The sequence below is a fragment of the Variovorax boronicumulans genome (genome assembly GCF_040544675.1).
In the GTDB taxonomy this organism is placed as follows: Bacteria; Pseudomonadota; Gammaproteobacteria; order Burkholderiales; family Burkholderiaceae_C; genus Variovorax; species Variovorax boronicumulans_D.
In genome coordinates this window covers 93932-119616 of the sequence record NZ_JBEPKK010000004.1, presented here as the reverse complement: position 1 = coordinate 119616, position 25685 = coordinate 93932, and the positions used below count along the sequence as shown (strand labels likewise).

Annotated in this window: 25 protein-coding genes; 13 read left to right on the top strand and 12 right to left on the bottom strand. The window is 67.5% G+C overall.

The genetic code is table 11. The annotated features are described in order from the left end of the window. Positions 1–95 precede the first annotated feature (95 nt). The 7 genes from ABIC90_RS09180 to ABIC90_RS09150 all read right to left on the bottom strand — a co-directional run bounded on the left by ABIC90_RS09180 (position 96) and on the right by ABIC90_RS09150 (position 6583). Positions 96–1052 (bottom strand): 5'-methylthioadenosine/S-adenosylhomocysteine nucleosidase, encoded by a 957-nt coding sequence (locus tag ABIC90_RS09180; RefSeq protein ID WP_354353788.1) that lies wholly within the window; start codon positions 1050–1052, stop codon positions 96–98. Positions 1053–1060: 8 nt separating this feature from the next. Next, positions 1061–2062, bottom strand: a complete 1002-nt coding sequence (locus ABIC90_RS09175; protein WP_354353787.1) for a BMP family protein — start codon at positions 2060–2062, stop codon at positions 1061–1063. Between the two features lie 172 nt (positions 2063–2234). Then, positions 2235–2864 carry a uracil phosphoribosyltransferase gene (gene upp / locus ABIC90_RS09170; RefSeq protein WP_013541661.1) on the bottom strand — a complete coding sequence of 210 codons (630 nt, stop codon included), beginning with the start codon at positions 2862–2864 and terminating at the stop codon, positions 2235–2237. 34 nt (positions 2865–2898) lie between these two features. Further along, positions 2899–4260: a URC4/urg3 family protein gene (locus tag ABIC90_RS09165; RefSeq protein WP_354353786.1), complete on the bottom strand. Its 1362-nt coding sequence runs from the start codon at positions 4258–4260 to the stop codon at positions 2899–2901. After that, positions 4257–5570, bottom strand: a complete 1314-nt coding sequence (locus ABIC90_RS09160) for a GTP cyclohydrolase II (RefSeq protein WP_354353785.1) — start codon at positions 5568–5570, stop codon at positions 4257–4259. Before ABIC90_RS09160 ends, ABIC90_RS09165 begins: the two co-directional genes overlap by 4 nt. A gap of 91 nt (positions 5571–5661) precedes the next feature. Beyond that, complete coding sequence (locus ABIC90_RS09155; RefSeq protein ID WP_354353784.1) at positions 5662–6147, bottom strand: DUF6152 family protein; 486 nt, start codon at positions 6145–6147, stop codon at positions 5662–5664. Between the two features lie 16 nt (positions 6148–6163). Continuing rightward, positions 6164–6583 (bottom strand): hypothetical protein, encoded by a 420-nt coding sequence (locus ABIC90_RS09150; RefSeq protein ID WP_354353783.1) that lies wholly within the window; start codon positions 6581–6583, stop codon positions 6164–6166. A 118-nt stretch (positions 6584–6701) separates the two neighbouring features. On the opposite strand from ABIC90_RS09150, the gene ABIC90_RS09145 reads away from it, so the two are divergent. Together ABIC90_RS09145 and ABIC90_RS09140 are read left to right on the top strand one after the other, a co-directional pair. Beyond that, on the top strand, positions 6702–7259 hold the full coding sequence (locus ABIC90_RS09145) for a sigma-70 family RNA polymerase sigma factor (RefSeq protein WP_354353782.1): 558 nt from the start codon (positions 6702–6704) through the stop codon (positions 7257–7259). Beyond that, positions 7256–7897, top strand: coding sequence for a DUF1109 domain-containing protein (locus tag ABIC90_RS09140; RefSeq protein ID WP_354353781.1), 642 nt, complete (start codon positions 7256–7258; stop codon positions 7895–7897). The genes ABIC90_RS09145 and ABIC90_RS09140 overlap by 4 nt, the downstream gene beginning before the upstream one ends. A 10-nt stretch (positions 7898–7907) precedes the next feature. On the opposite strand, the gene ABIC90_RS09135 is transcribed toward ABIC90_RS09140, so the two are convergent. Further along, positions 7908–9425: a helicase HerA-like C-terminal domain-containing protein gene (locus tag ABIC90_RS09135; protein ID WP_354353780.1), complete on the bottom strand. Its 1518-nt coding sequence runs from the start codon at positions 9423–9425 to the stop codon at positions 7908–7910. Positions 9426–9525: 100 nt separating this feature from the next. On the opposite strand from ABIC90_RS09135, the gene ABIC90_RS09130 reads away from it, so the two are divergent. Genes ABIC90_RS09130 through fabG form a run of 10 tightly spaced genes read left to right on the top strand, consistent with a single transcriptional unit; the run spans position 9526 to position 19077 of the window. Further along, positions 9526–9837: a phosphopantetheine-binding protein gene (locus tag ABIC90_RS09130; RefSeq protein WP_354353779.1), complete on the top strand. Its 312-nt coding sequence runs from the start codon at positions 9526–9528 to the stop codon at positions 9835–9837. 5 nt (positions 9838–9842) lie between these two features. Beyond that, positions 9843–10487 (top strand): hypothetical protein, encoded by a 645-nt coding sequence (locus ABIC90_RS09125; RefSeq protein ID WP_354353778.1) that lies wholly within the window; start codon positions 9843–9845, stop codon positions 10485–10487. 16 nt (positions 10488–10503) lie between these two features. Continuing rightward, entirely contained in the window at positions 10504–12225 is a 1722-nt protein-coding gene (locus ABIC90_RS09120; protein ID WP_354353777.1) for an AMP-binding protein, read from the top strand. Then, positions 12222–13253 carry an acyl-CoA synthetase gene (locus ABIC90_RS09115; protein ID WP_354353776.1) on the top strand — a complete coding sequence of 344 codons (1032 nt, stop codon included), beginning with the start codon at positions 12222–12224 and terminating at the stop codon, positions 13251–13253. Before ABIC90_RS09120 ends, ABIC90_RS09115 begins: the two co-directional genes overlap by 4 nt. A gap of 13 nt (positions 13254–13266) precedes the next feature. Continuing rightward, positions 13267–13875, top strand: coding sequence for a LolA-related protein (locus ABIC90_RS09110; RefSeq protein ID WP_354353775.1), 609 nt, complete (start codon positions 13267–13269; stop codon positions 13873–13875). Continuing rightward, complete coding sequence (locus ABIC90_RS09105; protein ID WP_354353774.1) at positions 13872–16277, top strand: MMPL family transporter; 2406 nt, start codon at positions 13872–13874, stop codon at positions 16275–16277. Before ABIC90_RS09110 ends, ABIC90_RS09105 begins: the two co-directional genes overlap by 4 nt. 16 nt (positions 16278–16293) lie before the next feature. Next, positions 16294–17121 (top strand): polysaccharide deacetylase family protein, encoded by an 828-nt coding sequence (locus tag ABIC90_RS09100; protein WP_354353773.1) that lies wholly within the window; start codon positions 16294–16296, stop codon positions 17119–17121. Continuing rightward, entirely contained in the window at positions 17118–17882 is a 765-nt protein-coding gene (locus ABIC90_RS09095) for a class I SAM-dependent methyltransferase (protein WP_354353772.1), read from the top strand. Before ABIC90_RS09100 ends, ABIC90_RS09095 begins: the two co-directional genes overlap by 4 nt. After that, positions 17879–18349: a hydroxymyristoyl-ACP dehydratase gene (locus ABIC90_RS09090; RefSeq protein ID WP_354353771.1), complete on the top strand. Its 471-nt coding sequence runs from the start codon at positions 17879–17881 to the stop codon at positions 18347–18349. The genes ABIC90_RS09095 and ABIC90_RS09090 overlap by 4 nt, the downstream gene beginning before the upstream one ends. Further along, positions 18346–19077 (top strand): 3-oxoacyl-ACP reductase FabG, encoded by a 732-nt coding sequence (gene fabG, locus ABIC90_RS09085; RefSeq protein ID WP_354353770.1) that lies wholly within the window; start codon positions 18346–18348, stop codon positions 19075–19077. Before ABIC90_RS09090 ends, fabG begins: the two co-directional genes overlap by 4 nt. 525 nt (positions 19078–19602) lie before the next feature. On the opposite strand, the gene lspA is transcribed toward fabG, so the two are convergent. The 3 genes from lspA to ABIC90_RS09070 all read right to left on the bottom strand — a co-directional run bounded on the left by lspA (position 19603) and on the right by ABIC90_RS09070 (position 24161). Further along, positions 19603–20124 (bottom strand): signal peptidase II, encoded by a 522-nt coding sequence (lspA, locus tag ABIC90_RS09080; protein ID WP_354353769.1) that lies wholly within the window; start codon positions 20122–20124, stop codon positions 19603–19605. Next, positions 20124–22988 carry an isoleucine--tRNA ligase gene (gene ileS, locus ABIC90_RS09075; protein WP_354353768.1) on the bottom strand — a complete coding sequence of 955 codons (2865 nt, stop codon included), beginning with the start codon at positions 22986–22988 and terminating at the stop codon, positions 20124–20126. The genes lspA and ileS overlap by 1 nt, the downstream gene beginning before the upstream one ends. 123 nt (positions 22989–23111) lie before the next feature. Continuing rightward, entirely contained in the window at positions 23112–24161 is a 1050-nt protein-coding gene (locus ABIC90_RS09070; RefSeq protein ID WP_354353767.1) for a bifunctional riboflavin kinase/FAD synthetase, read from the bottom strand. A 167-nt stretch (positions 24162–24328) separates the two neighbouring features. Here ABIC90_RS09070 and ABIC90_RS09065 point away from each other — a divergent pair, with 167 nt between their 5' ends. Further along, on the top strand, positions 24329–24889 hold the full coding sequence (locus ABIC90_RS09065) for an HNH endonuclease (protein WP_093245882.1): 561 nt from the start codon (positions 24329–24331) through the stop codon (positions 24887–24889). A gap of 5 nt (positions 24890–24894) precedes the next feature. Here ABIC90_RS09065 and ABIC90_RS09060 read toward each other — a convergent pair whose 3' ends face one another. Continuing rightward, on the bottom strand, positions 24895–25683 hold the full coding sequence (locus ABIC90_RS09060) for an enoyl-CoA hydratase (RefSeq protein ID WP_354353766.1): 789 nt from the start codon (positions 25681–25683) through the stop codon (positions 24895–24897). Positions 25684–25685: the final 2 nt, after the last annotated feature.

Here is a 25685-nt window from a genome sequence, read left to right as displayed (position 1 = left end):
GGGGCAAGCGGCGCCCGCAACGCCGCAGTGATCTATCGAGCGCCGCGTGCCCCCACCCCGACCCTCCCCCGGGAGGGGAGGGAGAAAGACCCGCATCACTTCCACGCAGCCAGGAACGCCAGCATCACCTTCGCCGAGTTGTCGGCCGCGATGCCCATGAAGGTTCCCATCTCGTTCTCGCCGTCGCCGTCGCCGCCGCCCGCGAGGTCGCTGAGCGAGCGGAAGGCGATGTAGGGCACGCCGTTGCTGTAGGCCACCATGCCCACGGCCGCGGTTTCCATGTCGAGCACATTCGCCTGGAAGGTCTTGAAGGTGTATTCGCGGTAGGCCTTGTTGTCCATGAAGGCCTGGCCCGAGACGCCGTTGCCGCCCACCACCAGCTGCGGCTTGCGCGGCAGGCACTTGCCGGCGCTGCAGTTGGCCAGGTCGACGTTGCGGATGCTGCGCGCCACTTCGAGCATCTTCGGGTCGGCCTCGAACCAGAACTTGCGCTCGATCTCCGGTTTGGCCGCGGAGCGGACCTCGACCGGACGCGGATGCATCATCCCGAAATTGGGGAAGGTGGCGTCCTTGATGAAAGGCGGCTTGCTGTATCTGCCGGGCGCGGTTTCGCGTGCCATCAGCACCTCGAGGTACTGGCCCCATTGCGCGGGCACCGTCACATCGCCGACATGCAGCTTCGGATTCACGCCGCCCGCGATGCCGCTGAACACGATGTGGGTGATGCGAAAGCGGTTGAGCACGAGCTGCGTGTTCATCGTCGCGTTCGTCATGCTGATGCCCGAGAGGAACAGCACGACTGGCTTCCCTTCGAGCGTGCCGGTGGTGAACTCGACGCCGTTCACGCTGTGCTTTGCCGGCCCCTGCAGCCGTGCCAGCAGCAACGTGAGCTCGGGCTGGAAGGCCGAAAGCACCGCGATGCGGGGCGTGTCGTCCAGGCGGGTGCTGCTGTTGATGCTGACGCCGGTGCCCTTGTAGACACCGACGCAGCCCGAGAGACCGAGGGCCAGCGCACCAGCCGCGAGAAGAGTGCGCCAGCGCATCGTCGTCATTCGTTTGCTCACTTCGCCGTCGACTTGGGTTGACCGTCATCCACCTTCACGGTGAACTTGCCCGAAAGGATGTCCGCCTGCCTGGCCTTCACCTTCGCGACGATGTCGGCCGGCACCTTCTTCTCGAAGGTGCCGAGCGGTGCGAGCTCCGAGCCCTTGTGCTTCATCTGCGAGTACACGCCGTAGTCTTCGGCGGTGAACTTGCCTTCCTTCACCAGCTTGATCGCGCGGTCGGCCGAAGGCTCGAAGTTCCACAGGGCCGAGGCGACCACCGTGTCGGGGTACTGGCTCTGTGTGTCGATCACGTTGCCGATGGCGAGCTTGCCCTTTTCCTTGGCTGCATCCGAGACGCCGAAACGCTCGGCGTACATCACGTCGGAGCCCTTGTCGATCATCGCGAAGGCCGCTTCCTTGGCCTTGGGCGGGTCGAACCAGCTGTTGATGAAGCTCACGCTGAACTCGACCTTGGGGTTCGTTTCCTTCGCGCCTGCCATGAACGCGTTCATCAGGCGATTGACCTCGGGAATCGGAAAGCCGCCGACCATGCCGATGCGGTTGCTCTTGGTCATGCCACCGGCCACCATGCCGCTCAGGTACGCCGGCTCCTGGATGTAGTTGTCGAACACGCTGAAGTTGGGCGCCTGCGGCTTGAGCGACGAGCCCATCAGAAAGGCGACCTTGGGAAAGTCCTTCGCGACCTTGCGCGCCGCCGCTTCCACGCCGAACACCTCGCCCAGGATCAGCTGGTTGCCGCCCGTGGCGTACTCGCGCATCACGCGCTCGTAGTCGGCGTTGCTCACGTTCTCGGTGGCCTTGTATTCGATCTCCCCGCGCGCCTCGGCCGCCTTGAGCGCCTTGTGGATGCGGCCCACCCATTGCTGCTCGAAGGGCACGGTGTACACCGCCGCCACCTTGAGCTTGGCCTGCGCGAGCGCGATGCCCGGCGCACCGGCCGCAAGCGCTGCGGCGATGGCGACGGAACGAATGATCAACTGACGGCGTGCTGTCACGGTCTTCTCCTCGGTCGTAAAAAATTCAAGCGCTGCAACCTCCATGCCCAGTTCTCCACCGCCCCCCCATTCGGGAAACACCGCGGAACCGGCTTCGCCGGGCCGCTGGTGTTGCCCCCGGTAGGGGGAAGGAGAAGCGGACACGAAGTGCCGCGCAGCCTGGGGGCGAGCTTTATTTCGTTCCGAAGATGCGGTCGCCCGCGTCGCCCAGGCCCGGCAGGATGTAGCCGTGGCTGTTCAGCTCGCGGTCGATCGCGGCGGTGTAGATCGGCACATCCGGGTGCGCCTTCTGCATCGTCGCCACGCCTTCCGGGCAGGTCAGCAGGCACACGAACTTGATCGACTTCGGGTTCAGCTCTTTCAGCCGCTCGACCGCGGCCACGGCCGAGTTGCCGGTGGCCAGCATCGGGTCGACCACGATCACGTCGCGGTTCTCCATTTCGCCGGGCATCTTGAAGTAGTACTCGACGGCCGTGAGCGTCTTGGGGTCGCGGTACAGGCCGATGTGGCCGACACGGGCGCCGGGCACCACGGTCAGCATGCCGTCCAGGATGCCGGTGCCGGCGCGCAGGATGGACACCAGCACCAGCTTCTTGCCGTCGATGACCTTGGCCTGCATGGTCTCCAGCGGCGTTTCGACCTCGATGTCCTGCATCGGCATGTCGCGCGTGACCTCGTAGGCCATGAGCATGCTGATTTCGTTCAGGAGCCGGCGAAAGCTGTTGGTGGATGCATCCTTGCGGCGCATCAGCGTGAGCTTGTGCTGCACGAGGGGGTGGTCGACGAGATGGACGTTGCTCATTGGAATTCTTTGTACCGTTGCTGGACCGGTGAGTCTAAAAGACGGTGCCGTCGCTCTCGATCAGGAGCGGTGGTGCGCCATCACGCAAGCGCTGTGCCAGTGCGCGGCCCGCCGCCCAGGTGCCGCCTTCGAGCACGCAGGCCAGCGGCAGTTCTTCTTCGGTGCGGTCGAGTACCTTGCGCACGCGCGGCGCCACCTCGTCGAGCAGCGCCACGGTGAGCGCGCGCCATTCGACGATGAATTCGTCGCCCGCCTTCCATCGGCGGGTGAGAAAGGCGGGGTCCTTCGGCACGATCACGCCGCTGTCGATCAGGAGGCCGCCATTGCGGTATTCGGGCAGGGCGGTGAGCGCGTCGAGATGGCGTACCTTCACGCCCGCCCATTCGAAGGGTTCGAGCAGCGAATAGGTGAGCCATTGCGAGAGCTTGTGAAAGGGCATCCAGCCGTTGGTGAGCCCGGGGCCGCGCACCGCGCTGTGCCGCCAGCAGTCGCCCAGCGCCAGCGCCGGGTCGCCCGAGCCGATGCCACCGGCGCTGTCGCTGCCGTCGATGGCGATGCTGTCCACCGAATTCGCCGAGGGCCAGATGCGCGAGAGCGTCTCCAGCAGCAGCGAAAGGATCTGGTGCGCGGTGACCTCGGCCGTGGGCGGCGCGGCCGGGCCGTAGGGGCCGACCAGCGCATCGAACAGGCGGCCGGGCCGGCCGTCGTTGCCGAACACCTCGGGCTGCTCGTTCATCGCCTCGCCCAGCCGCCGCAGCAGCGTGGCGCGACCGGCCAGGCCCACGAGCGGATTGACTTCGCTGACCTGGAACGCGTCGCCCAGCCGGTCGGCCACCAGGCCCTTGAGGCCGGCCGCATCGACCTGCAGCGGATGGTCGCGGTCGGACGAGAAGAGCCCGCTCGTGAACGCATGGAAGCTCGCCACACCCAGGCCCTCGGAGCGGGTGAAGCGCTCGCCGGTGGCGGACTCGGTGTAATGCCAGTCGGGGCCGGCACCGGCATCGAGCAGCACGCTGACCAGCACCAGGTCGATGTGCGCCCGGGCGCGCTGCCGGCTGTCGATGCCTTTGCCCAGCAGCGCATCGAGTTGCTTGAGCCGGTCGACGCCGCCCGCCTCGAAGTGGCGCCAGCGGCTGTGGTACGGGATGGTGTCCCACGGATAGCGCTCGCGCGTGACCTCGGCCACGGTGCGCGCCGCGTCTTCGAGCGCGTCGTCACTGCCGATGCGGAACCACTGCGACTCGCCCCGGCGCGCGCGTGCGAGGAGGGCGCCCGCGCGCTGGCGGATGGCGGCGGTGGTGCGCAGCAGGGTGGCCGCGCCGGTTGCGTGGCTGGTGTCGGTGGTGAATTCGCTGGCCGGGTCGATCTTGCTGTTGTTGCTGTTGCTGCTGCTCATTCGCTCAGTCCCCGGCCTTTGGCCTTCTTGAGTTCGTCGGCGTCCGGCACCGGGCCGGGCGTGAAATAGCCGGCGGCCATCTTGGCGTCCATCTCGACGCGGGCGTCGGCCGGAATCAGCGAATCGGGAATGTTCACGCGCTCGCCGATCTCGATGCCCGAACCGGTGATCGCATCGAACTTCATGTTGCTCATGGACACCAGGCGATGGATTTTCTTGATGCCCAGCCAGTGGAAGACGTCGGGCATCAGCTCCTGGAAGCGCATGTCCTGCACGCCGGCCACGCACTCGGTGCGCGCGAAATACTGCTCGGCCGTGTCGCCGCCCACCTGGCGCTTGCGGGCGTTGTAGACCAGGAACTTGGTCACTTCGCCCAGCGCCCGGCCTTCCTTGCGCGAGTAGGCGATGAGGCCCACGCCGCCGCGCTGCGCGCCCTGGATGCACTCTTCGATGGCGTGCGTGAGGTAGGGGCGGCAGGTGCAGATGTCGGAGCCGAACACGTCCGAGCCGTTGCACTCGTCGTGGATGCGTGCGGTGAGTTCCACCTCGGGGTTGGCCAGGTCGCGCGGGTTGCCGAAGATGTAGACGGTCTGCCCGCCGATGGGCGGCAGGAACACCTCCAGGTCGGAGCGCGTGACGAGTTCGGGGTACATGCCGCCGGTCTCCTCGAAGAGCGTGCGGCGCAGGTCGGTTTCGGAACAGCCGAAGCGGCGCGCCACTTCCGGCAGGTACCACACGGGCTCGATGGCCGCCTTGGTCACCATCGCGGCGCCGCCGCTGGTGAGGAAGTGGCCGTCGGCCTTGAGGCGCCCGCTTTGCAGTGCCTCGATCACCTCGGGCAGGATCACATGGGCCTTGGTGATCGCGATGGTCGGGCGGATGTCGTAGCCCGCGGCCAACTCGGCCGAGAACACATCTGCGATCAACGCGCCCCAGGGGTCGAGCGAGACGATGCGCCCGGGCTCGCTCCACTGCGGATACGGGCCGATCACGTCGGTGGGCGCGGTGTTGGTGAGGTCGGCCTTGTGCTCGCGCTTCAGGGCGCCCGACGCGACCGCGAGCGCGCGGTACACGCTGTACGAGCCGCTGTGCGTGCCGATGACGTTGCGGTGCGCGCGCTTGGTGGTGGTGCCCACCATCGGCCCGCGCTCGGTGGCGGTGGCCGCGCCCCACTGGATGGGCAGTGCGCCGAAGCCGCCGGCATGCGAGGTCAGGCGGATGTGCCCGGTCGACGAGGAGGGATGGAGCGGAGGGAAGGGTGCCGTGCCGGCCGGCAGCGCGGAAGGGATCTCGGTGCTATCTACGGACATTGGAGGCCCTCAAAAAATGCAATGTACCGAGCACTTGTGCGGCTGGCAAGCCGGGGCGGACCATGCCCCGCCGACGTCGAGCGGGGGGCGCTCAGGCTGGCGAGGAGCGCAGGCCGTAAGCCTTGCCGCCGACGAACAGGTATTCGGCGCGCAGCACGGCATCGCCTTTTTCGCCGGTGAAGGTGAAGCCGAGCACGCCGAGCTGCGTGCCGGGCTTGATCTCTTCCACGCCCCAGGCCTGCAGCCGCGTGAGCGGTGCCAGTTCGACTTGCCACTTGCGGTCGCGCCGCGTCGGCAACTGCGCCTTGGCCAGCAGGGCCGCGCCGTCCACGGCCGAAGACTGCTTGGGCAGCGCGCGCTGCTTCAGGTCGGCGGGGAGGGTGGGGTTCTCGGGCAGCTCGAGCTCCAGTTCGCCGTGCGGGTTGCGCCACACGACCTTGGCGGCGCGCCCCTCCAGGTACAACGGGCGATCCTGGTCGAAGCTGCTCCATCCATGGTGGGCCATGGCGGGCAGCACCGGCAGCAGGGGGACCGCGAGGCCCACGGAACCGGCAACGAAGAGGCGTCTTTGCATCATTTCGATCTCCTTGTGTTCAGGCGTACGCGATCCAGCGCCCGCAGATGATGACAGCCAGCCAAAACCCCAAGGACAGAAGGCATTGCACCCGGGCCGTCCGGTCGAGGGCCGCAACGCCGCTGCGAAAGTGGAACAGCGCGGCGTTGGCGCCGGCCAGGGCGATCAGCAGCAGCTTGATGCGAAAGGCGTTGTTGGCGAGCAGCTCGTCCGGTTGGCTGGCAAACATCGTGAGCCCGGTGACGGCGCACAGGCCGAAGCCGGCCAGCGCGGGACGCAGGGTCAGGCGCGCCAGCAGCGGCGCGGGCAACTCGCGGCCCATGCCCAGCACGCGCAGCTCGAAGACCACCAGGCCGCCGAACAGCAGCGCGATGCCGACGATGTGCACCACTTCCAGCGCCGGATAGGCCCAGGGATGCGAGACGAGTGCGTTCCACATCGGCGCAGCTTAGCCCATGGGGTCGGCGAGGTCGCGGCACAATCCGTCGCACCCTTTTCCGACGCAGCTGTAACCGAATCGCCCGATGGCACGAACCTCCGAAGGCAGCAGGATGCAAATGAGCGACGCGGAAGCGGCGCTGCGGAGCCTGTTTCTTCGCGGCCTGGCCGGCGATGCGAAGGCTTACCGCGAATTCCTGCAGAAACTCAGCGCGCACCTGCGCGCCTTTCTGGGCAAACGCCTTTTCGGCTGGCCCGATGAAGTGGAAGACCTTGTCCAGGAATGCCTGCTCGCCATGCACAACCAGCGCCACACCTACCAGAGCGACCAGCCGTTGACGGCCTGGGTGCATGCGATCGCGCGCTACAAGATGATCGACTTGCTGCGTGCCAAGTCGGTCCGTGAAGACCTGCATGACCCGCTGGACGACGACCTCGCGGTGTTCGCCGATTCGGCCACCGAAGCCAGCGATGCGAAGCGCGACCTTGCCGGCCTGCTGGAGACGCTGCCCGAGCGCCAGCGCCTGCCCATCGTGCACGTGAAGATCGAGGGCCTGTCGGTGGCCGAGACCGCGAACCTGACCGGGATGTCCGAGTCGGCGGTGAAGGTCGGCATCCACCGCGGGCTCAAGGCCCTGGCCGCCCGCTTCGGCCACGACTGGAGCGCCACCGCATGAAAACCGACGACCTGGTAGCGATGCTCGCCAACGGCCCCGTCGCCGCGCCGCGCCGCGCGACGAACCGGCGGCTCGGCCTGGCGATGCTGGTGGGCGTGCCCTTGTCGCTGCTGATCCTGTGGGTCGACTACGGCGTGCGGCGCGATCTGGTGCAGGCCATGTTCTGGCCGATGTTCTGGGTCAAAGTGCTGTTTCCGCTGTGCATTGCCGCGGCTGGCCTGGTGATGGTGCAGCGGCTTGCGCGGCCTGGGGTGGAGGTTCGGCATGCCTGGATGGGCGCGGCGCTGCCGGTGCTCGGCATCTGGGTGCTGGCCGCCATCGTGTGGTTCGCGATGCCCGCCGAAGACCGGATGCCCTCGCTCATGGGGCAGTCGTGGCGCATCTGCGCGCTCAGCATCGGGGTGATGGCCCTGCCGGTTTTCGTGGCCACGCTGGTGGCGCTCAGGGGGCTCGCACCCACGCAGCCAGCGCTCGCGGGTGCCGCGGCCGGTGCGCTGGCGGGCGGTGTGGGCGCCGCCGTGTATGCGCTGCACTGCATGGAGCTCACCGCGCCGTTTCTCGCAGTCTGGTATGTGAGCGGCATCGGCGTGCCGGTGCTCGTGGGGGCCGTGCTCGGACCCCGGCTTTTGCGCTGGTAGCGCCCCCGGGTCAGCGCTTCTTGCTGCCGAAGATCCCGCCGAGCACGCCGCGCAGGATTTCCTTGCCCACCGAGGTGCCCATGGTGCGCACCGCCGACTTGGCCATGGTCTGTACCAGGCCGTCGCGCTTGCCGCCGCGCGGGCCGGTGCTGCCGAAGATCATGTCGTTGAGCATGCCGCCCATGCCGGAGCCGGCTTCCTCGGTGCCGGCCTTGCCGGCCTGGCCCTTGGCGGCGGGCGCATCGGGCGCGGACTCGGCCCGGCCCTTGAGCTTTTCGTAAGCCGATTCGCGGTCTACCGTCTTCTCGTAGACGCCGGCGACGAGCGAGTTGGCGATCAACGCCTTGCGCTGGTCGGGCGTGATCGGCCCGAGCTGGCTGCCCGGCGGCAGCACGAACACGCGCTCGGTCACGCTCGGGCGGCCCTTGGCGTCCAGGAAGCTCACCAGCGCCTCGCCGACGGCCAGTTCGGTGATGGCGGTCTCGATGTCCAGGCCCGGCTTCTGCCGCATGGTGCTGGCGGCCGCCTTCACGGCCTTCTGGTCGCGCGGGGTGAAGGCGCGCAGCGCATGCTGCACGCGGTTGCCCAGCTGGGCCAGCACCGAATCGGGAATGTCCAGCGGGTTCTGGGTGACGAAATACACGCCCACGCCCTTGGAACGCACCAGACGCACCACCAGCTCGATGCGTTCCACCAGCGCCTTGGGCGCTTCGTTGAAGAGCAGGTGGGCCTCGTCGAAGAAGAAGGCCAGCTTGGGCTGGTCGGGGTCGCCGATTTCGGGCAGTTGCTCGAACAGCTCCGACAGCATCCATAGCAAGAAGGTGGCGTACAGGCGCGGCGAGTTCATGAGCTTGTCGGCGGTCAGGATGTTGACCACGCCCTTGCCGCCCACCGTCTGCATGAAGTCGGCAATGTTGAGCATCGGCTCGCCGAAGAACTTGTCGCCGCCCTGGGTCTCTATCTGCAGCAGTCCGCGCTGGATGGCGCCCACGCTGGCGGCGCTGATGTTGCCGTATTCGGTGGTGAACTGGCTGGCGTTCTCTCCCACGTACTGCAGCATGGCGCGCAGGTCTTTCAGGTCGAGCAGCAGCATGCCGTTGTCGTCGGCGATCTTGAACACCAGGTTCAGCACGCCCGCCTGGGTTTCGTTCACGTCGAGCATGCGGCCCAGCAGCAGCGGGCCCATGTCGGACACGGTGGCGCGCACCGGATGGCCCTGTTCGCCGAACACGTCCCACAGCGTGACGGGGCAGGCGGAGGGTTCGGGCACCTCGATGCCGCGTTCCTTCAGTGTGGCGGCCAGCTTGTCGCCGACGGCGCCTTTCTGGCTGATGCCGGTCAGGTCGCCCTTGACGTCGGCCATGAACACCGGCACGCCGATGCTGGAGAGCTTTTCGGCAATGGTCTGCAGCGTGACGGTCTTGCCGGTGCCGGTGGCGCCGGTGATCAGGCCGTGGCGGTTGGCCAGGCTGGGCAGGAGGGCGCACTCGATGCTGTCGTGGCGGGCGATCAGAAGGGGGTCTGCCATGGGGTGCTCCGGGTCGTATTTAAGCGGGCAGTCTAATCACCCGCCACTCCTATAATCCACGGCCCGCACGGTAGTTCAGCAAAAGTTCAGGAGGTTTTTTTTGTCATCGACTGCTCAGCCCCCCATTCCCGCCACTGGCGATGCATCAGAACAGTCGCCGATCGAAAAGGAACTCGCTGTGTTGCTCGTGAACGCCCTCAATCTCGAGGTCGCTCCCGAAGCCATCGTCCCTACCGATCCGTTGTACGGCGAAGGCCTGGGGCTCGACTCGATCGACATCCTCGAAGTGGCGCTCGAAGTCTCCCGGCGCTACGGCTTCCAGCTGCGCTCGGATGACGAGCGCAATCAGCAGATCTTTCAGTCGCTGCGCACGCTCGCAACCCACGTCGCCGAGCATCGCGCCGCTCCCTGACCCCGATGTCACGATGGCGAATAGCGCTCCTGCTGCTGGCGGGGGTGGCCTATGCCGGGCTCTCTCACTGGATGACCCTGTTCCATCCCACCGAGCCCTGGGCCGTGGTGGTGCTTCTGGGGCCGCTCTGGCTCGCGGCCATGGGCTTCGCGGCCAGCTGGTTCGGCCGTTGGGGCTTCGCCGGTGCGGCGGCGCTGGGCATCGCCGGCTTCTCGCTCGTCTTTCTGGGTGAAGCGGGCGATCCGAACCGTCTTTACGTGCTGCAGCACGTGGGAATCAACGGCGCGCTGTGCGGCTGGTTCGGCTCCACGCTACGCGGCAAGGGCCTGCCGCTGATCACGCAGTTCGCGCAGCGCGTACATCCGCTCAAGGGGCACATGCTGTCCTACACCACCCGCCTCACGCAGATGTGGACCGCGTACTTCGCGGTGGTGGTCGTCTCGTCGATCGTGGTCTATCTCACGATGCCGTTCTCGGCCTGGTCGCTGCTGGCGAATGTGCTGTCGCCCTTGTCGGTGGGGCTGCTTTTCGTGGGCGAGCACCTGGTGCGCTATCGGCTGCACCCCGAATTCGAGCGCACGCGCCTGGTCGATGCGGTGCGCGCCTTCTACGGGACCTCGTCGGTCGATAACGGCGCCGGCCCGCGGTGACACAAGCGGTGCCCGCATGACGACAGTCAACCCTCTCCCGGCGCTGTTGCCGCTGCTGGCGCAACGCGACCCCGACGCCCCCCTGGCCTGGCGCGCCGGCGTGCCGGTGAGCACCCGGCAGTTCCTGGCCGATGTGGCGCGCTTCGCGCCCACGCTCCCGGCCGAAGGCCCCGCGGTCAACCTGTGCGTGGACCGCTATGCCTTTGCCGTGAGCCTGGGGGCGGCGCTCATGCGCGGCCATGCGAGCCTGCTGCCGCCCGACGCACGGGACGATACGCTGGCCCGACTGGTCCAAAGCCACGGCACCGGCCTGTTCGCGCTCACCGACGATGTGAATCTGCAGGTGCCCGGCATGCGCCGCGTGCTCATCGAAGACCGCTCCACCCTCGAAGCCGGTTCGGATGCCGCCGTGCCGGCCTTCGACGGCGCGATGCACGCGGCCAGCCTGCTGACCTCCGGCTCCACCGGCGCGCCGCAGCCGCATGCCAAGGCCTGGCGCACACTGGTGGGCGATGTGGCGGTCGCGGTCGAACGCCTGTGCCGGGAGCTCGAGCTGCCTTCGCTCCAGAGCCTGACGCTGGTGGCGACCGTGCCCGTGCAGCACAGCTACGGCCTCGAATCGTCGGTGTTGCTGGCGATGCTGGGCGGCGCGATGTTCGAGAGCGGGCGGCCGTTTTTTCCGGCCGACGTTGCACAGACCCTGGCCTCGGTGCCGCGCCCGCGCGCACTGGTGACCACGCCGTTCCACCTCAAGACGCTGCTGCTGTCGGGCATCGAGCTGCCGCCGGTGGACCTGATTCTTTCGGCCACCGCGCCGCTGTCGCCGCAGCTCGCGGCCCAGGCCGAGCAGGCCATGGGCGCGGTGCTGCTCGAAATCTACGGCAGCACTGAGTCGGGCCAGGTTGCCACGCGCCGCACCACACAGAGCGAAGTCTGGGAGACCTTCGGCCAGATCCGCGTGCATGCGGAACCGGGCGAAGGCGACGGTCCCGAGCGCTTCATTTTCGACGGCGACTTCCTGCCCGAGCCCACGCTGCTGGCCGACGTGCTCGAACTGCTCGACGACCGGCGCTTTCGCCTGTTCGGCCGCGCCAACGACCTGATTCATGTGGCGGGCCGGCGCAGTTCGCTCGCGCACCTCAATTACCACCTGAACAGCATTCCAGGCGTCGAGGACGGCGCCTTCTGGCTGCCCGACGAAGTGGCCGACGGCGTGGTGCGCCCCGTGGCCTTCGTGGTCGCGCCGACACTGACCGCGGGCGCCATCGTCGCGGCGCTGCGGCAGCGGCTCGAGCCTGTGTTCGTGCCGCGCCGCGTGGTGCAGGTGAAGTCTTTCCCGCGCGAAGGCACCGGCAAGCTCACGGTGCGGGCGCTGCGCGAATTTGCGCTGGCGCAGCTGGCCGACGACGACACGCCCGTGCAGATGGCGCACACCGTGCCCGTCGACCACCCGTCGTTCGCCGGTCATTTCCCCGGCCAGCCCCTGCTTCCGGGTGCTCTGGTGCTCTCCGAGGTCATGGAAAGCATCCAGCGCGTGCCCGCGCTGGTCGCGCGGCTGGGGGCGCATCCGACCCTTGCGGCGGCCAAGTTTCTGGCGCCGGTGCGTCCCGGCAGCACGCTCTCCATCGAGCTGCACCCGGAAAGCGGCGCCGCGCGCGGCGTGCGTTTCGACGTGCGTTGCGACGGCGTGCTGGCTGTCAGCGGACGCTGGACGGCTGTGCCAGAGTCGGGCCGATGAAGCACACGGACGTCGAGACGCGCGCCGTCAACCAGGCGGCCGAAACCGGTCAGACCCCGCAAAAAGGCGAAAAGACCGAGAAGATCGAAAAAGGCGACTGGGCCCGCACGCCCGAGCGCAGCAACATGCTGGCGCTGCGTTTTATCTGCACGATGGCGCTGATCTGCGGGCGCCGCGTCACGCGGCTGCTGCTGCCGCCGATCAGCCTCTACTTTCTGCTGTTCGCACCGGCGCCGCGCCGGCAGATCAAGCGCTACCTGTTCAGGGCCATCGGCCCGAAGGCAGGCTGGCTCGACGGCTACCGGCTGCTGCACGCGTTTTCTTCGACGGTGCTCGATCGCGTGTACTTCCTGCGCGGGCGCATGGACCTGTTCGAGCTCAGCGTCGAAGGCAATGTGCCGGTGGAAACCGAAGTGACCGAAGGGCGGGGCGCCTTCCTGCTGGGCGCGCACGTGGGCAGCTTCGAAGTCATGGGCGCCTGCAAGCCCAAGGAGAGCCGGCAGGGCCTGCGCCTGGCGATGCTGATGTACCCCGACAACGCGCAGCGCATCAACGCCATCCTCAACGCCATCGCGCTGCCCGACATGCGGCCCCATGTGATCGCGCTCGGCCGTCCGCACTCGATGCTTGCGCTGCGCGACTGGCTCGACGGCGGCGGGCTGGGCGGCATGCTGGCCGACCGCACCCTTCCGGGCAGCGAAGACCAGCCTTCGCACCAGCGGGGCAACAACATCGTGCTGCCTTTTCTCGGCCACCCCGCCACCTTCAACGACGGGCCGTTCCGCCTTGCGGCACTGCTGCGCCGCAAGGTGTTCTTCATGGCCGGCCTCTATGGCGGCGGTGCCCGCTACGATGTCCGCTTCGATCCGCTGGCGGACTTCAGCGAACGCGTCGCCGATGCCGCCGAGCGCGAGCGCCGCATACGCGCCGCGGTCGAGGCCTATGTCGCGCGCCTGGAGGCGCTGTGCCGTGCTTACCCGTACAACTGGTTCAACTTTCATGATTTCTGGCTCGAAGATGCGGCTTGACCGGCTTTGCAGGGTGTTCTTGTTGGCCGCGGCTTTTTGCGCCGCTCCGGCCTGGGCATTCGACCTGCCCGACCTGATGGGCCTCCTGGCCAAGCAGAAGAGCGGCGAGGCCCGCTTTACCGAACAACGCTTCGTGCACGGCCTGGAAGGCCCGCTCGATGCGCGCGGCACCTTGAGCTTCGACGCCCCCGACAAGCTGGTGCGCCGCACCCTGTCGCCGCGCGTGGAAACCATGGCCGTCGACGGCAATACGCTGACCCTGTCGCGCGGCGGCCGCAACCGCACGCTGGCGCTGGACAGCATGCCCGAACTGCTCGGCCTGGTGGAAGCCATGCGCGGCACGCTGAGCGGTGACGGCGCAACGCTGCAGCGGTATTTCAAGAGCGAGGTGTCGGGTTCGCCGTCCAAGTGGACGCTGGACCTCACGCCCATGGACAGCCGGCTGGCCGCGCAGGTGCGCAGCATCCGCATCAGCGGCCGCGCCAGCGAGGTGCTCGGGCTGGAGATGGAGTTCGTCGGCGGCGACCGCTCGGTCATGAATATTTCGCCCAACGCGCCAGCCGCTGTTGCCGCTCCAACGGGCGGGGCCCCGTCCGGCACGACCGGACGCACCACACCGTGACGCTGTCGCAAGCGGGCGGCCCGCCCAGCTGGCGCAACCGGGCGGTCGTGCTGCTGGCGTGGCTGCTGGTGCTGGTGTGCGGCGCCGTCGTCATCTCACGCACGCAGATCGGCGCCGACCTGTCGGCTTTTCTGCCGAAGAGCCCCGACCTTCGCCAACGGGTGCTGATCGAGCAACTGCAAAGCGGCGTCGCGTCACGCACCATCATGATGGGCATCGAAGGCGGTGCCGCCGCCGAACAGCGCGCGACCGTCTCCAGGGCGGTGGCCAAGTCCATGCGCGAGAGCCAGCTCTTCGACCTGATCCAGAACGGCGACGTGGGCGACTGGAGCGAGGCCGGTGCCTGGGTGTTGCAGCACCGCTACCAGCTGTCGCCCGGCGTCACGCCCGCGCAGTTCACCACCGACGGATTGCGCGACGCGATCAACGAAACGCTGTCGATGCTCGGCACGCCGGCCGGCAACGCGATCAAGCCCTTGCTCGACCGCGACCCGACCGGCGAGACGCAACGCATCGCGATGGAACTGGTGCCGGCGAGCGCGCCGCGCAGCGAAGACGGCGTGTGGATGTCGCGCACCGCGCCGCGTGCGCTGCTCATTGCCACCACCCGTGCCGCGGGCAGCGACCTCGACGCCCAGGCCGTGGCCATCGCGAGGGTGCATGCGGCGTTCGACGAAGCCACCCGCAACATGGGCGAGGCCAAGCCCAAGCTGCTGATGAGCGGCGCGCCGGTGTTCTCGGTGATGAGCCGCGACAAGATCAAGAGCGAGGCGATTCACCTGGCCGTCGTGGGCGGCATCGTGATGGGGTGCCTGCTGCTGCTGGCCTTTGCCTCGCCGCGTGCCTTGGTCATCGCCTTCTTGCCGGTGGCGACGGGCGTGGTGGTCGGCACCGCAAGCGTGAGCCTGGTGTTCGGCTCGGTGCACGGGCTCACGCTGGGTTTTGGCAGCACCTTGATCGGCGAGACGGTCGACTACGCCATCTATTACCTGATCCAGGCGCGCCAGGCCGGCGCAGGCGCCGTGGCCGGCACCGGCTGGCAGCGTTGGCGCGCGGTGCACTGGCCCACGGTGCGGCTGGGTTTGCTGACCTCGGTGTGCGGCTTTGCGGCGCTCGTGTTCTCGGGCTTTCCGGGGCTGGCGCAACTGGGCGTGTTCTCGATCGCCGGATTGGTATCCGCAGCGCTCGCCACCCGCTACGTGCTGCCGATGCTGGCGCCCGACGGCGCGACCGGCATGGGCATGCGCCGCTACATGGCGCAGGTCGCGGGCGTTCTGGTGCGGGGCCTTCCTCGCCTGCGCTGGCCGCTGGCCGCGCTCGGCGTGGCCGCCCTGGGCCTGGTGCTGTGGCAGGGCGGCCATCTGTGGCGCGCCGACCTGGGCGCGATGAGCCCGGTGCCCAAGGCGGCCCAGCAGCTGGACGAGATGCTGCGCAACGACATCGGCGCCAGCGACGGCGGCGTGCTGGTGGTGGCCTATGGCGACGACGAGCAGGCCGCGCTGCGCAACACCGAAGTCGCGGCGGCCCGGCTCGATGCGCTGGTGGACAAGGGCGAACTCGTAGGCTACGAGGCGGTCACGCGCGTGCTGCCGAGCGTGGCCGCGCAGACCGCGCGCATTGCGAGCCTGCCCGACGCCGAGGCGCTGCGCGCCAACCTGGCCGAGGCGACACAGGGCATGCCGCTGCCCGCGTCGCGGCTCGGCCCGTTCCTGGCGGACGTGGAGGCCGCGCGCAAGCTCGCGCCGTTGCAGCGCGCCGACATGGCCGGCGGACCGCTCGCGTCGGTGGTCAACACCTTGATGTATCAGCGGCCGGGCGGCGGCTGGTCGACGTTGCTCGTGCTGCATCCGGGCCAGACATTCGATCAGTCACGGCTCGAAGCCGCGTTGGCGGGGGTGCCCGAGGTGCAGGTCGTCGACGTGGGCCGTGAGCTCGCGGGGCTGTACCAGCGATATCTGCACGAGGCCTTCGGGCAGGTGCTGCTCGGCGCGCTGGCGGTGGTGGTGCTTCTGGGCATCTATCTGCGCTCGTGGCGCCGGCTGGTGGCGGTGTGCCAACCGCTGTTGTTCGCGGTGGTGCTCACGCTGGGCGGCATGGCGCTCGCGCAAGCCGCGCTGGGCATCCTGCACCTGGTGGGGCTGTTGCTGATCGTGGCCGTGGGCTCGAACTACGCGCTGTTTTTCGATCAGCTGCGCGTCACGGGCAGGGCGGATGAAGACACCTTGGCCTCGCTGATGCTCGCCAATATCACAACCGTGGTGTCGTTTGGCCTGATTGCGATATCGGATATCCCGGCGTTGTCGTCCATCGGTCGCGTGGTTGCGCCAGGCGCCTTCCTGGCGCTGCTGCTGTCGGCTGCGTTCGCGCGGCAGGTGGCGCCCCCCGTTGCGCCGCGCAGCTGAGGGAAAATCCGTCGCCATGCCTTCTTCTTCTGCCTCCGCCCCCACCGAATCCTGGCCCTGGCCGCCGGCCATGCGCGCCAGCGCGGCATGGCATGTGGCAGCCATCGGCGCGGGTGTGCTGGTGCCGGGTGCGTGGCCCTGGGCCGTTGGCGCCATCGTGCTGAACCACGCGCTGATCACCGGCGCTGGGCTCACGCCGCGCAGCAACCTGCTGGGGCCCAACGTCACGCGCTTGCCCGAAGCGGCGGCTGCGAGGCGGCAAGTAGCGATCACCATCGACGACGGGCCGGAGCCCGAAGTCACGCCCAGGGTGCTGGACCTGCTCGACGCCCACGGGCAGCGCGCCACTTTTTTCTGCATCGCCGAACGCGTGCTGGCGCATCCGGAACTGGCACGCGACATCGTCGCCCGAGGCCACAGCATCCAGAACCACACGGCGCAGCATCGCCACAACTTCTCGTTCCTGGGGCCGCGCGGCTTCGCCAGCGAAATCGCGCGGGCGCAAGACATCCTGACCGAGGTTACCGGCCAGCGCCCCACCTGCTTTCGCGCACCGGCCGGCCTGCGCAACCCTTTTCTCGAACCCGTGTTGCACCGCCTGGGCCTCTCGCTCGTGAGCTGGACGCGGCGCGGTTTCGACACGCGCGAAGGCGATGCCGCCAAGGTGATGGCGCGCCTGACCCACAACCTGCAGGCCCGCGACATCCTGTTGCTGCACGACGGCAACGCCGCGCGCACCGCCAAAGGACAACCCGTTTTGCTGGAGGTACTGCCCTTGTTGCTCGAACGCCTGCGCGCCGATGGATTGCGCGCCGTGACCCTGCCCGAAGGGCTGACACCGTGAGCGCCGTGATGTCGCCGTCGACGGACAACGCGTGGCGCGAGCTGCACGAAGCCGCAACCGTTCCCTACAAGAAGGGCGGCACCTTCGCCTGGCGGTTCGCGCGCGGCAAGCTGGGGCGCGACCCGGTGTTTCGCGGCTTGCTCGAACGCGGCCTGATCGACGCACAACATCGGCGCGTGGTCGACATCGGCTGCGGGCAAGGGCTTTTTGCGAGCCTGCTGGCGTCGATGAGCACGATGCAGCAGCAGGGGCGCTGGCCGGCGTCGTGGTCGGCCACCCCGGCCGCCGCGGACTACACGGGCATCGAGCTGATGCCCAAGGACGTGGCACGGGCCGAGGCCTCCATCGGCCATCTGCAGCCCACGCCGCGCCTGGTGTGCGCCGACATGTGCTCGGCCGCCTTGCCCGATTGCGACCTGGTCGTGATCCTCGATGTGCTGCACTACGTAGACCTCCAGGCGCAAGAGGGCGTGTTGACGCGCGTGCGCGATGCGCTGCGGCGCGGCGGCAATCCCAAGGCCCGCTTGCTGCTGCGCGTGGGCGATGCCTCCAGCCGCCGTGGTTTTGCAATCAGCCAGTGGGTCGATCGCACGGTCACGCGCATCCGCGGCCACAAGGTTTCGCCGACCTGGGGCCGTCCGCTGAACGAATGGATGGCGCTGCTGCAGCGATTGGGTTTTCGCGTGCAGAGCATTCCGATGAGCGAAGGCACGCCCTTTGCCAATGTGCTGCTGGTGGCCGACCTGGAGGCCGCTGCTTGACGGCGCCCCGGACGCTGGACCGCGCGGGCATTGCCAAGCGCATTCCGCACAGCGGCAGCATGTGCCTGCTGGAGCAACTCGACGCCTGGGATGCCGATGTGATCCGCTGCAGCACGACGACGCATCGGCTGCCGGACAACCCCTTGCGCACCGCCGGCGGGCTGCTGTCCCCGAATGCCATCGAATACGCAGCGCAGGCCATGGCGCTCCATGGCGGCCTGCTGGCCGCCGAGGGCAGCACGCCGTCGGCGGGTTTCCTGGCGACGGCGCGCAATGTGCGCCTGGCCGTCGCACGGCTGGACGACATCCACGGTGCGCTGCATGTAGAGGCCAGGCGCCTGTCGGGTGACGAGCGGCAGGTTCTTTACGAGTTCTCGGTCAAGGCCGACGACAACCGCATGCTGGCCGAAGGCCGTGCCGTGGTGGTGCTGAACACGCCGCTGGCAACAGAAAGCGCTTCATCATGAATCTCGAAGGAAAACGCGCGCTGATCACCGGCGCCAGTGGCGCGCTTGGCGCGGCAATGGCCGAACGCTTTGCGCGGGACGGTGCAACGGTGCTGCTGCATGCCAATTCGCGGCCTGAGGCGGTCGAGCAACTGGCGGCCTCGATCACGGCGGCAGGCGGCAAGGCGGAATGCCATGTGTTCGACCTGCGCAGCGACGAGGCTTCGGCGGCGGCGTGCGCGCGCATCCTGGAGGGCGGGGCGGTCCAGATCCTCGTCAACAACGCCGGCGTGCATGACGACGCGGTGTTGCCGGGCATGCGTGCCGATCAATGGCACAAGGTGATCGACGTGTCGCTCAACGGTTTTTTCCGCGTGACGCAGCCCTTGCTGCTGCCGATGATGCGCACGCGTTGGGGGCGCATTCTGAATATCTCCTCGGTGTCGGCGATCACCGGCAACCGGGGGCAGGTCAACTATGCGGCGGCCAAGGGCGCGCTCAACAGCGCGACCAAGGCGCTTTCGTTGGAAGTGGCGTCGCGCGGCGTGACGGTCAACGCGATCGCGCCGGGGATCATTGCCTCGCCGATGGCGGACGCCGTGTTCGACCCCGCGGTCATCAACCAGATGGTGCCTGTGAAGCGGGCTGGCACGCCGCAGGAAGTGGCTGCTTTGGCTTCGTTCCTGGCCAGCGATGAAGCGGGCTACATCACGGGGCAGGTGATTTCCATTAATGGCGGGATGATCTGAGTTTGTTGTCTCGGGGGCGGCGATGGGGGTTGAGCCCTGGGGAGGCCGACGTCACCGGCCGCTTTGCGGCTTCCCTGCGCTGCTCGCGACGGGCGGGGTCTCGCAGAACTCGCCTGCGGCTCAAACAGCTGCGAGCCCTGATCCGCCCGTCGCTGCGCTGCTCGGCGGTGCCTCAACGGCCGCCCAAGGGCACAGCACCCATCGCCGCAGGCATCGCTGTCGTCGATCCCAACTCTTCGGAGCCCGCTTTGTGTCTTATTCCCTCTACCTCTGGGAGAGGGCAGGGGTGAGGGCAGCGGCATCCAAGCCACGACAAGCGCCCGGTACGCGGTGCGGCACAGCCAGCCCCTCTGTGCCGCCGAGGAGCGCAGCGTTTCGCGGATCAGGGCTCGCAGCTGTCTGAGCCGAAGGCGAGTTCTGCGAGACCCCGCGAAATGCGAGCACCGCAGGGAAGCCGCAAAGCGGCCGGCACAGTGGGGCTGGCTGTGCCGCACCGCGTACCGGGTGCCCCTAAAAAAGAAACCGCTACTTCCCCCGACGAACCCGCCGAATCTCATCCGCGATCAGGCAGATAGCCCCGAGCGTGATCGCACTGTCCGCCGCATTGAACGCCGGGAAATACCAGTTCCCCGCGTGAAAGCTGAGAAAGTCCACGACATACCCGTGCATCATCCGGTCGATCACGTTGCCGATGGCCCCACCCAGAATGCAGGCCATCGAAAACGAAAACAGCTTCTGCCCTGCGTGCGATTTCAGCATCCACACGATGAACACCGCGGCCGCCACGCCGATCGCCGTGAAGAACCAGCGCTGCCACCCCGAGTGATCGGCCAGGAATGAAAACGCAGCACCCGTGTTGTGCGCCCGCACGACGTTGAAGAAGCTGGTCACGTAGGTCGCATCACCCAGCTTGTAGTAGCCCAGGATCAGCGTCTTGGTGAACTGGTCGATGATCACGATGATCGTCGCCAGCCCTAGCCAGGGCCAGATGCCCAGGCTGCCACCGCGCGAACGCGATGCTGCAGATGTGGAGCGTGCGGCGGCCATCAGGCAACGCTCCGCGATTCACCGGCGCCGAACAGGTTGCTCGTGCAACGGCCGCAGATCGTCGGATGCGCCGGGTCGTGGCCCACGTCGTCACGGTAGTGCCAGCAGCGCTCGCATTTCTGCGCGGTGCTCGGCGCCACGGTGGTAGACAGCGTCTCGCCCGCCGCCAGCGCAATGGCCGAGGTGATGAAGACGAACTTCAGGTCGTCGCCCAGCGTGCGCAGCAGCGCAAAGTCGTCGGCCGGTGCGCTCAGTTGCAGGTTGGCCTGCAGCGACGAGCCGACCTTGCCTTCGGCACGCACCGCCTCGATGTCCTTGTTCACCACATCTCGGATCTCGCGGATGCGGCCCCACTTGGCGAGCAAGGCCTCGTCGGGCGCGGCGAACGCCATGTACGTCTGCGTGAAGATCGATTCGCCCGGCTTGCCGGTGCTCACGAACTTCCAGGCTTCCTCGGCGGTGAAGCTCAGGAAGGGTGCCATCCAGCGCAGCATGGCTTGCGAGATGTGCCAGAGCGCCGTCTGCGCACTGCGGCGCGCGAGCGAGCCCGGGGCGGTCGTGTAGAGACGGTCTTTCAGGATGTCGAGGTAGAAGCCGCCCAAGTCTTCCGAGCAGTAGATCTGCAGCTTGGACACCACCGGATGGAACTCGTACACCTTGTAGTGCGCAAGGATCTCGGCCTGGAACTGCGAGGCGCGCGCCAGCGCATAGCGGTCGATCTCGAACAGCTGGTCCAGCGGCACCGCGTCCTTGGCGATGTCGAAGTCGCTGGTGTTCGCCAGCAGAAAGCGCAGCGTGTTGCGGATGCGGCGGTACGAATCGACCACGCGCGCGAGAATCTTGTCGTCGCCCGCGATGTCGCCCGAGTAGTCGCTCGCAGCCACCCAGAGACGGATGATTTCCGCGCCCAGCTTGCTGCTGATCTCTTGCGGGTCGATGCCGTTCTTGAGCGACTTGCTCATCTTGATGCCCTTGGCATCGACGGTGAAGCCGTGCGTGAGCAGGCCGCGGTAGGGCGCGCGGTCTTCCAGCGCGCAGGCGATCAGCAGCGACGAATGGAACCAGCCGCGATGCTGGTCGTGGCCTTCGAGGTACAGGTCGGCTTCGGGGCCGGTCTCGTGGTGCACGTTGGGGTGCGTGCCGCGCAGCACGTGATAGAAGCTCGAGCCCGAGTCGAACCACACTTCCAGGATGTCGGTGCTCTTGGTGTAGCTGGGCGCGTCTTCGGCGCCCAGGATTTCCTCGGCCGTGACGCGGCTCCAGGCCTCGATGCCGCCCTTCTCGACGATGTCGGCGGCCTGGTCGAGGATTTCCATGGTGCGCGGATGCAGCTCGCCCGAATCCTTGTGCAGGAAGAACGGGATCGGCACGCCCCAGCTGCGCTGGCGGCTGATGCACCAGTCGGGCCGCCCGGCGATCATGTCGTGCAGGCGCGCCTTGCCGTTCTCCGGATAGAAGGTGGTTTGCTCGATCGCATCGAGCGCGGTCTGGCGCAGTGTCTTGGGCGCCTTGTCCTTGGTGAACACGCCTTCGCCTTCGTCCATGCGAACGAACCACTGGGCCGCCGCGCGGTAGATCACCGGCGTCTTGTGGCGCCAGCAGTGCGGGTAGCTGTGCGTGATGGTCTCTGTGGTCAGCAGGCGGTTGGCATCGCGCAGCGCGGCGATGATGACCGGCACGGCCTTCCAGATGTTCTGGCCGCCGAAGAGCGGGAAGTCGGGCGCGTAGCTGCCGTTGCCCTGCACCGGGTTCAGGATGTCGTCGTACGCCACGCCGTGGGCGATGCAGGAGTTGAAGTCGTCCACGCCGTAGGCGGGCGAGGAGTGAACCAAGCCGGTGCCGTCGGTGGCGGTGGCGTAGTCGACCAGGTACACGGGCGACAGGCGCTGGTAGCCCTGGTTGCCGTTCTCGTCCTTCACGTCGTACAGCGGATGCTCGAATTCGAGCCCGCCCAGCGCTTCGCCCTTGACCGTGGCCAGCACCTTGCCGTCGAGCGCGTAGCGCGTCATGCACATCTCGACCAGCGAGTTCGCCAGGATCAGCAGGCCGCGCTCGGTGTCGACCAGCGAATACTCGATCTCGGGGTTGAGGTTGATCGCCTGGTTGGCGGGGATGGTCCACGCGGTGGTGGTCCAGATCACGGCAAAGATGTCGCCGAGGATCGTGTGGTCGGTGCCGAAGGCCTTGAGCACCTTCTCGCGGTCGTGGGCCCTGAAGGCCACGTCGATGGTCTGGCTCTTCTTGTCGGCGTATTCGATCTCGAATTCGGCCAGCGACGAGCCGCAGTCGAAGCACCAGTAAACGGGCTTGAGGCCGCGGTAGACGAAACCGCGCTCGATCACGCGCTTGAACGCGCGCAGCTCGCCTGCTTCATTGGCGAAGTCCATGGTCTTGTAGGGATGGTCCCATTCGCCCAGCACGCCCAGGCGCTGGAAGTCGAGCATCTGCTGCGCAATCTGCTCGGTGGCGAAGGCACGGCTCTTGGCCTGCATCTCGTCGCGGCTGAGGTTGCGGCCGAACTGCTTTTCGATGGCGTTCTCGATCGGCAGGCCGTGGCAGTCCCAGCCGGGCACGTAGAGCGCGTCATAACCCTCGAGTTGGCGCGCCTTGGTGATCATGTCCTTGAGGATCTTGTTCACCGCGTGGCCCATGTGGATCTGGCCGTTGGCGTACGGCGGGCCGTCGTGCAGGATGAACTTGGGCGCGCCGTGGCGGGCGTCGCGGAGGCGCTGATAGCGGCCTTCGTCGTTCCATTCCTTGACCCAGCCCGACTCGCGCTTGGGCAGGTCGCCGCGCATCGGGAAGGGGGTGTCGGGCAGGTTCAGCGTGGAACGGTAATCGGTGGGGGAAGCAGCGTCAGACATGTTGGGGTGCGAAACAGAGGGGGCTTCGACAGGCTCAGCCCGAACTGCATTGAGCGGTCGGTGCGGAAGATAAAGCCGTTCGCCCTGAGCTTGTCGAAGGGCGGCAGCACGGGGCGTGCAGGGCTAAATTCGGTCGCGCGTGGTCTGGCGGTGGGTTTCCGCGTGGTGTTGGGCGTGGGTCGATGCAAAGAACGCACGTGCGTCGCGCCCATCCTTGGCGATGCCCGCAGTCAGGGCCTCGAGGCTGGTGTAGCGCAATTCGTCGTGCAGTTTGTGCAGGAGTTCCACGCGGACGATTTTACCGTAGGCCCCTTCGGTCCCCAGATGCGAGGGCCACTCCAGGCAATGCGTCTCCAGCAGCACCCGGCCGCCGTTGACGTCGTTGGCGTCCAGCGAGGGGCGCACACCGAGGTTGGCCACGCCGGGCAGCGGCTTGGGGCCCAGGCCGTGCACCAGCACCGCGAAGATGCCGCTGGCGGCCGGCTTCCAGTGCTTGAAGCGCAGGTTGAGGGTGCGAAAGCCGTCGTCCAGCCCCGGCGCCGAGGCGCCCAACGCGCGGCCCAGCTTGCGGCCGTGGACCACGTGGCCCGAAATCGTGTAGGGCCGTCCGAGCAGCGTCTGCGCATCGGCCATGCGGCCCTCGGCCAGCGCCTCACGCACCGCCGAGCTCGAAACGCGCAGGCCATGAACCTCGTAGCTGTTCATGCGCGCCACGTCGAAGCCGCGCGCATCGCCGGCCGCATCCAGCATGGCGTAGTCGCCGGCCCGCTTGGCGCCGAAACGGAAGTCGTCGCCCACGAGCACATAGCGTGTGCCCAGCCCGTCGACCAGCACGTTCTGGATGAATTCCTCGGGCGACTGGGAAGCGAGCCGGCCGTCGAAAGGCAGCACGACGGTCTGCGCCACGCCGCATGCCGCGAGCTCGCTCAACTTGTCGCGCAGCGTGCCGATGCGGGCCGGCGCCAGGTCGGGCTTTTTGGTGAGGGCGGCGAAATAGTCGCGCGGGTGCGGCTCGAAGGTCAGCACGCAGCTGGGCAGCCCGCGCTGGCGGGCCTCGGTCTGCAACAGCGCGAGCATGGCCTGGTGGCCACGGTGCACGCCGTCGAAATTGCCTATGGTGAGGGCGCAGGCGGGGGCTACGCCCGGGTGCCGGAAGCCGCGAAAAACCTGCATCGGTGAGTATCTTTTTGATAGCGCCCCTCGCCCGTCGAATGGGCGAATCAGGCCGTTTTGTCACAAAGCCGGTATATTGTGACGCAGTGCGTCGTCAGGCGTGGGTCTCCGATGCGCTCCGTGTCCCTGGTCTTTCCGTGGTTCTTCCTTTTTTCGAGGAGACGTTGGTGAAGGTCTTGAAGCTGTCGGCCCAAGGGCTGCCCCAGTCATGGATATCGCTGGAACAGGCGGTGATCCACTACGCGGCGGACGAAGTTCGCTGGGAAGTGGGCGCGCAGGTGGCGGTGTTTCGCGGGGGCCACAACGCCATCACGGGCGAGCAATCGCAGATTGCGATCAACAGCATCATCGGCACCAAGGGCGTGCCGCGCATCAATCCCTTCACCCAGCGTCCGGGGCTCACCAACAGCAAGCTGTTTTCGCGGGATCGCAATGTCTGCGCCTACTGCGGCGGGCATTTTCATGAAGACGAGCTCACGCGCGAGCACATCATTCCCTTCGCCCAGAAGGGCATCGACACCTGGATGAACGTGGTCACCGCCTGCAAGCCCTGCAACCACCGCAAGAGCAGCCGAACGCCCGAGCAGGCGAACATGCCGCTGCTGTACGCGCCCTACGTGCCCAGCCTCTGGGAAGACTTCATTCTGCGAAACCGCCGCATCCTGGCGGACCAGATGGAATTCCTGATGGCGCACCTGCCGCAGAGTTCTCGGCTGCACGACACCTAGTTTCTTCAGCGTTTCCAGTCCGGGGGGCGCTTCTCGATGAAGGCCTGAACGCCTTCTAGCGCGCTCTCGTCCATCATGTTGCAGGCCATCGTCTGGCTGGCGTCGGCGAGCGCGGCCTCGATGCCGGTTTCCAGTTGGCGATAGAACAGCGCCTTGCCGAGCGCCAGCGCCGTGCGCGGCTTGGCGACGATGCTCGCCACCAGCGCTTCGACCGCCGCATCGAGTTCGGCGGCAGGCGCCACACGATTGACCAGCCCCTTCTCACGCGCTTCCTGTGCGCTGATGAATTCGCCGGTCACCAGCATCTCGAAGGCTTCCTTGCGGCCGAGGTTGCGCGACAGCGTGACGCTCGGCGTGGCGCAGAACAAACCCACGTTCACGCCGCTGACCGCAAAGCGCGCATCGCTTGACGCCACCGCCAGGTCGCAGACCGCCACCAACTGGCACCCTGCGGCGGTCGCAATGCCGTGCACGCGCGCGATCACCGGCACGGGCAGCTGCTGGATCGACAGCATCATTGCGCCGCAGCGCTCGAAGAGCTTCTGGTAATAGCCGAGCGAAGGTTCGGCGCGCATTTCCTTGAGGTCATGCCCCGCGCAGAAAGCCTTGCCCGCGGCCGCGATGACGACCGCGCGAACGGCGTCGTCGGCCGCGATCTCGCCCAGCGCCTGTTCGAGCGCCCCGAGCATGCCCTCCGAGAGCGCATTGAAAGACGCGGGGCGGTTCAGCGTCAGCGTGACCACGCCGCGCGCATCGCGGGTTGTCAGTACGAAAGGGGCGTTCGAGTCGTTCATGG